5 protein-coding genes and 1 rRNA gene are annotated in these 6892 nt (G+C 48.4%); 5 read left to right on the top strand and 1 reads right to left on the bottom strand.

The features are described from left to right. Window positions 1-5 precede the first annotated feature (5 nt). A 5S ribosomal RNA gene (rrf, locus tag JJB07_RS23365) occupies window positions 6-122 on the top strand. Between the two features lie 61 nt (window positions 123-183). Here the strand turns inward: rrf and JJB07_RS23360 are convergent. Continuing rightward, on the bottom strand, window positions 184-615 hold the full coding sequence (locus tag JJB07_RS23360; RefSeq protein WP_236588344.1) for a TIR domain-containing protein: 432 nt from the start codon (window positions 613-615) through the stop codon (window positions 184-186). 120 nt (window positions 616-735) lie between these two features. On the opposite strand from JJB07_RS23360, the gene JJB07_RS23355 reads away from it, so the two are divergent. Genes JJB07_RS23355 through JJB07_RS23340 form a run of 4 tightly spaced genes read left to right on the top strand, consistent with a single transcriptional unit; the run spans window position 736 to window position 6462 of the window. Then, window positions 736-1647, top strand: coding sequence for a DUF4231 domain-containing protein (locus tag JJB07_RS23355; RefSeq protein WP_201638477.1), 912 nt, complete (start codon window positions 736-738; stop codon window positions 1645-1647). Between the two features lie 42 nt (window positions 1648-1689). Then, window positions 1690-2970: an ABC-three component system protein gene (locus tag JJB07_RS23350; protein WP_201638476.1), complete on the top strand. Its 1281-nt coding sequence runs from the start codon at window positions 1690-1692 to the stop codon at window positions 2968-2970. Then, window positions 2967-3560, top strand: coding sequence for an ABC-three component system middle component 1 (locus JJB07_RS23345; RefSeq protein ID WP_201638475.1), 594 nt, complete (start codon window positions 2967-2969; stop codon window positions 3558-3560). The genes JJB07_RS23350 and JJB07_RS23345 overlap by 4 nt, the downstream gene beginning before the upstream one ends. Continuing rightward, the gene (locus JJB07_RS23340) at window positions 3541-6462 is read left to right on the top strand and encodes an AAA family ATPase (RefSeq protein WP_201638474.1); all 2922 of its coding nucleotides are present in this window, start codon (window positions 3541-3543) and stop codon (window positions 6460-6462) included. Before JJB07_RS23345 ends, JJB07_RS23340 begins: the two co-directional genes overlap by 20 nt. Window positions 6463-6892: the final 430 nt, after the last annotated feature.

Raw genomic sequence — 6892 nt, 5'->3', positions numbered from 1 at the left:
TCATGTCTCGTGATGATGGCGGAAAGGTCACACCTGTTCCCATCCCGAACACAGAAGTTAAGCTTTCCAGCGCCGATGGTACTTGGACCGCAGGGTCCCGGGAGAGTAGGACGTCGCGAGGCATTTGAAAAAGCCCAGTCTCTTTAGAGACTGGGCTTTTTGCATAATCGCCCCTCGACCGTGTTACAGTGAACGCTTACGAATCGCGGTGACGATCGAACGCGTATTCCAACTGACCATCGTCACGGCAGCCTGTTTGACTTCAAGGGGGACTCTTTGCTGTCCGCGTGGGACGACTCCGATAATCGGGATGCCGTGTTTTTGTGCCAGCTCCATTTCAAGTTTTAACCATTTGCGGTGCGCAACATACATGCCAGACAGGACGATCAGGCATTTTGCGGAGCCTATTTGTTTTTCCAAGGCATTCTTCAGTTTGCGGTCTCCCGCCGGTGTTTTTGTATCGAACAAAGGTGCTTCTTGAGGGACCGAATGGTTGGCGTATTGGAAAAGCCGTGCACCGTCCAAGAGGCTTAGCAATCGATAGTACCCCTTGTTGTATTTCCAAGCATGGCTGATAAAAATATCATATGTTTTCAAGGCGGGCACATCACTCATCTCCTCTTGTCGAATCGTCATTGATTACTAGCAAAAAAGTGAACGAATTAGGGGTAACATAATGATATACTACAGATGGGACACAAGTCTAATTGTTTAAGTGAAAGAGGGACGCTACCCGTGACAGAAACTATGCAAGGGTCGGCAAAATGGATTGATTCAGACAATCCAAGTCTATATAAAAAGTATGATAGTCGGGCAGATAAGGCGCAAAGTACCCACTTGAAATTGGTCAAGTGGAATCTCCGAGTTACGATCCTATCAGCTGTTCTTTTGGTCTATGCCTTTCCAACTGCGTACACCCGGTGGGTGGCGGTGGGGAGTTCCTTTTTACTGATGATCAGCATCTTTTTGTTCTTCGTCATACGAGTCAAAAAATTCGATCGGACTTGGTATGAAGCACGAGCGGCATCGGAAACAGTCAAGTCGCTCGCTTGGAAATACGCGCTTGGGGCTAAACCTTATCCGTTCACACTGCCGGCAGCGGAGGCGGGTCTAAAAATGATCGAAGACTTCAACACACTCTTGACCAGCAAGAGTTCCGCCTTGTTACGAGGTGGGGCAAAAAGCGCAGGGCAAGAGCAGATCACCAAGACGATGCAAGATATGCGTCAACTTTCTTGGCGTGAGCGAATGGAAGTCTACATACATGGCAGATTGTTAGAGCAGCAAGAGTGGCACGCGAACAAATCTGAATTCCATGAAATACAGGAGGATAAGTGGTTTTTGATCGTTGTCTTCTGTTATTTCCTCGCTTTGTGCGCGTCAATTTCCTTGGCGATTTTGCCTGAACTCCCGGTCAAACTCACTGGGATATTTACAACCACGGCAGGTGCCGTTTTGTCTTGGGGGCAGTTGAAACGCCATCAGGAGTTAGCGCAGTCTTATGCGCTGGTAAGTGAGCAGTTGGGACTGGTCTATACAAAACGCCACGCGGTTGAAACGGAAGAAGAGCTCTCGGCGTGGGTGGAAACAGCTGAGGAAGTACTCGCGAATCAGAATCTGAAGTGGGTGCAGAGTCGGTTGAACTAACCCAACTGAGCTTGTGAGACAACGTGAGAGAAGGGAATCCAGATGCCGGATATGAGGGTTTTTATTGGCGGAACCTACAAAGATAACTTATCGTATCGTCAAAAAGCATATGACTGCCTTCGCCGCAAGCATGCAGCGGTCAGTACGATGGAAGATTTCGAAGCAAGTGGGCGGACGGTTCGCGACCACTGTAAATACAAGCTAGAAGAATGCACACATTACGTGCTGGTCGTCGGTCAACGCTACGGCTGGATTCCGGACGGAGAGACACAGTCGATCACAGAGCTCGAATATGAGTGGGCGCGGGCATGCATTGAACCGGGCAATATGCAGATCTTCTTCTATGAACTGGTTGAAGGGGAGCGAGTCGAGGCGCTTGATAATCAGCAGAAGTTAGATGCCTTTAAGGACCGTCTCTATAGGGAATGCAGTCCGAGAACGTTCCGTAACGAGGACAACTGTGAGGCAGTGTTGGAGCGTTCCTTAAGCGTATGGTTTGATCGGCAACCCACAGCCGTTGCTGTTCCGCAGACCACATCGTCCTATCAAGTTACCTCGACTCATCAGGCAACGGGAATGATGCAGTCTGGTGTCGTTCAAGCAGCTCCGGTAGGTGCATCATTGATTCCGGCAAATCTTGTAACGCTCGTTCAGGGTTTCGTCAGACTCTTTTCGCCGTCCGTTCATGCGGAGTTGCAAAGCTCTTTGCAACAAGTCATCCAGAAGATCAATTCCATGACCCCGAAAGAGTTCGAAGATTTCCTCAACCAGTACCGGTTTCCTTTCAATATCTATCACACAACCGATGCGGGCATCGTCGAATTGCTCGAAGCGTTGACCCTCTTGCACTTTGCGTACGGAGATTGGGAACTGGTTCCATCGGATAATACGGCGAATCTGGCACTTGGCTCGCAAGGCGATTCCTGGATACGGATTGTTCATTCGGGAAACCGATACGTTTCGATGCCAAAGGCGATTTTTGAACTGCGCAAACGCATTTTAAAAACAAAAAGCGGTCAAAAGGCGAAACAGGAAGGGGGCCCCCTGCTTCCGAATCGTCTGATTCTTGATAACTTCATCAGCGACTATACACTGTGCGAGGAATGTGGAAACCGACTAGGAGGAGGCATTTCCTTTTCGTTCACCGATGTGTTGGAGGACTTCACCCAAAGCCCGGATGCAAGAGATTTTACGCAAATGAACGACTCTTTCGAAGGTCTGGAGAAAACGCGAGTATGTTGCACGGAGTGTTTGCGAAGGGTCAAATCGGAGGCAAGTATGGAACAACAAATTCGTGACAGGATAAGGGGGTTGACCTCATGATCGAGAAGTTGTTCAGGTTGTTGGAAGAGCAGAGAACCGGACATGGCAAATTCATCAAGTTCACCAACATGAAGTTCGAGCGGTTGCAGGCCGTATACGCCTCGCCGGAGCAGATTTATGGGGTGGCTGTGTTTGGAACAGAAGAGGAGATGCAAGAGGGCTGGGAGCATGCGGCCGAAGAACTCAGCATCCAAGTGCAAGGCCAATTGAAGGGGCGGTTGACTTCCCTTCGCTGGGATATGTATCTGTTACTTTTTGTGACAGATAGCAACGTGCGGGAGAATGTCCGCAAACTGATCGAAAATGACCGTATGTTTTTCCGCAAGATTGTGTTGACGGCTGACGACAATTTGGAAGAATGCCTCCCCTTCTCGTTTCTCAGTCCAACAGAGGGGGGTCTTAGGGGTCTTACCTTATTTGGGGAAGAGCAATTTTTGCAAGAATTCAAAACAAAATTGTCCTCAAAAGCCGTAGAGCGATTGGGAGCTAAGTTCTTTGCGCACGGGGCGGAGGATTGGCAAACACTAAAAGCACTGTTGGGAGACGAGACGTTAGCAGGAGGTGGAGACGGTGAGAATCAGCGCGATTGAAATCAGCGCATTCCGTGGATTCCGGGACCGAGTCCGCTTTGATCTGCAGGGAGTGCAGATTCTCGTTTTGTACGGCCCGAACGGACATGGGAAAACCTCTTTTTTTGATGCAATCGAGTGGGGATTGACCGGGGAGATTCACCGCTACAGTGAACCGAGTGATGAACGAAACCGCAGCCGGTTTGTGAGGAATCACTTTGCTCCCACCCTTCCGGAAGTGACTTTGGAACTGCTTCTTGGAAGTGGTGAGCGGATCAAGGTTATACGGAAGGGCACTGCAGGAGGGCTGAGTCGTACCGATTACGGGAAGAACAAAACCCTGTTGAAAATCGTATATGAAGATGAAAAGGTGGTCTTGGAACCCCAATCTGAACGTTTATTGGAGAGTTTCTTAATTCGCGAAGGGTGGCGTGACAAGATAACGGTCATGGGGGGACTAAATCTGACCCATCTGCTTGGACAGGAGAAGATGAGCCGATTCTTGCGTGGAATGAAGGAAAGTGAGCGCTACGATGCGATTTCCTCTTTGTTCGGCACCCAGGCCTTTATGCGGTACAAGGGCGTTTTTGAACAATGGGTTAAGGACTTGAAAGAGAAGTCCAGCATGTTGCTAGGACAAGTCGCGGAGGTCGGTGATTCTCTTACTCGAATTCAGCAGGAGTTGGTTCATCAGGAAAGCAAGGTGTTAACAGAAGAAGTAGACGATCGCGAGTTGTTTCATAGCTACATAGACCTTTTCAAACTACCGCTAGACTTGTATGAAGATCGAAAATGGAACGAACTGCACTCGATCGCTGTGCGGTGCCAACAGGAATTGCGGGATGCACGGCTTAGTATGGAATATGGGCCAATACGTAACTTGGCAATGGCAGATTCGATGTTCTCAAGTTGGCGTTCTCGGATCATCACACATGAAGAAACGCATAAGCGCCTGAAGGAATTGAAGCGAGTATCGAATCTGCTGGAGAGACAAAAGTTCCTAGAAGAACTATTGGACGGGTTTGCTGAGTACTTCAAGCAAGAGGGAAGCAAAGTTCACTGGGAAAAGGACATCGCCGTCTCCAGCGAGAGACTGCAAAAGTCCGAAATGCGGGCGGATGCTTTACGAAGTTTTGCGAATGCCGTAATGACATCTCTCCAAGTAGCGGATGATCAGGAAAATTACTCGGCACTCGTATCGTCAATTTCGCAGATAAGTCTGCACGATCGGGAGAGCAAGGATCGGCTGATCGGCGTCTTGTTGAATTTTGTTGCGGTGAGAGATTCCTGGTTGAAGGCGAGTGCAGTTCTTGAAACGTCGGACGAGGTTCTTCAACGTCTGGAATCAGAAGCGAAGACTTTCCAATTGCTCAACGACAGATATCTCAACTTGTTACGGGCGGTACAGGAGTACGCCAGCCAGAACAAGGAAATGGATGCTTGTCCAGCCTGTGGAACAGCAGGCATTACATCTGAGCATTTGCTTCAACACGTGGAATTTGAGCGTGATAAAGTCCATCCACAACTATCCGTTCTTGAGCTAGGGATACATAAGGCTCGAGAACTGGTTTTACAACAAAGCGAGGACTTACATGCATTGAAAAATAGAGTCGAAAAGGCTCGATCGGAAGTGGAAAGGCAACTTGAAGAACTTGCGAAAAAGGCATCCTCTGAACAGGAAAAGCGGATGCGGTTTAGGGAGCAGGTCGAGTATTTGGAAACTGAGCTCGCAAATCTGAACCGTTCCCGGGAACGGTACCAGCGACAAGCGAAGAACATAGGGATGGATGTGAGCGATGCTGATTTCCATCGGGGGTTACTGAAGGAATCGATGGGGCTCAAACTTCAATTGGGCAGCTATTCATTTGAAGATCAAAAGGATGTTCGATACCAGATTGAAATGTGTCAAGAGTTGATCATGCAGGCCGAGATGGAGGACGCGAAGTTTTTTAAGACACTCGAATTACTGGGCCCTCCCCTAGAGGAAGTCAAGTACTGGTCGGTGAAGCAATTGGAGACGTTTCTACATGCTTTGAGAGATCAGCAGACAACTGAAGTGGAAGAACTGGAGCAAAAAGAGAAATTGAACGCTCTGGTGCGTTCAATCCTCGAAGAACTGCTGGATGGGGGGCGGCTACAGTCGCTTCGCAAAGAGCAATTGGTCCTCAACGAGCATTACAAAAAACTGCAAGATGAGATCGGTCAGATCGAGTTAGACTTGTCTGTGGCCCAGGAAGCGATGGGCAACGTACAGGTTGCTGTCGATGGCTTAAATGAATCCGTCATGGAACAGCTTTTCGAAACGGTGCAGACGATCTTCGCACGAATTAATTCGCATCCGATGTATCGGAAGTTAGAATTTACGAAGGATCGCCGCTTCCAAAACTACAAGCTCTTGATGCAAGTGCTTGCAGGAGACCAGGTGGCAAATCCGGCCTATATCTTCAGCGCTGCCCAAATTAACTCGATCGCTTTGGCTGTCTTTCTGGCGATGTCTATCCAGCAGCAATGGTCACCGTTGAAGTTGATGGCTTTGGATGACCCAGTACAAAGCATGGATGAACTTAATGTGCTGGGACTGGTGGATTTCATCCGTGTTCTTAGTAATCAATCAGGACATGACAAGCAGATCATCATCTCGACGCACGATGCCACTTTCTATCGGATTATGCTGAAAAAATTTCGCTATCAACATGTGGGTGTTATTGAATACGAAGGTTATGGTAAGGAAGGTCCGATGATCAAGCAACCGTTTGACGAACAAGGGGAGCCGATGAAGGATGAACGGGGCGAGCCGATTTATGTGCAGAATTTCTTACCGTTGGTTACGGAGGGACTACCAAGTTTATTGCTTGAAGTGGATCGTTCGCCATCGCAAGAGTCCGAGATGAGGACTCGTTTGCCGGAAGTGCACCCTGAATAATTTTTTGTTAGAGTCTACTAACACTCGTCCCCAATATTCGATGGGGACGATGTGTTGGGGAGAACAGCTGAGTAGCAACGGGTTCTTGAAAGATTCCACCGAAGAGCGGGCATCAAGGTTCGTTTCCGTCTCTTACAAACGATTTCATGTGAATGTGATTTTGGACAGAAAAAGATGTCCGGACGATGAATTCAGCCTTGAAATGATGGAGTTGGTTGAGTTTGTCCCGATTTGTTTTAGAAATGCTATTGAGTTGAAGAGATTGGCATGATAAGATAACTCTTGTCGCCGCGAGAGACAAGCGGATGACACGATTGATCCTTGAAAACTAAACGAGTGATAGATGAAGATCGATTCGAGTCAGTGAACCAAACTTTTATTGAGAGTTTGATCCTGGCTCAGGACGAACGCTGGCGGCGTGCCTAATACA

The sequence above is a fragment of the Tumebacillus amylolyticus genome (assembly GCF_016722965.1).
Taxonomy (GTDB): domain Bacteria; phylum Bacillota; class Bacilli; order Tumebacillales; family Tumebacillaceae; genus Tumebacillus; species Tumebacillus amylolyticus.
This window is presented reverse-complemented; position numbering and strand designations above follow the sequence as displayed.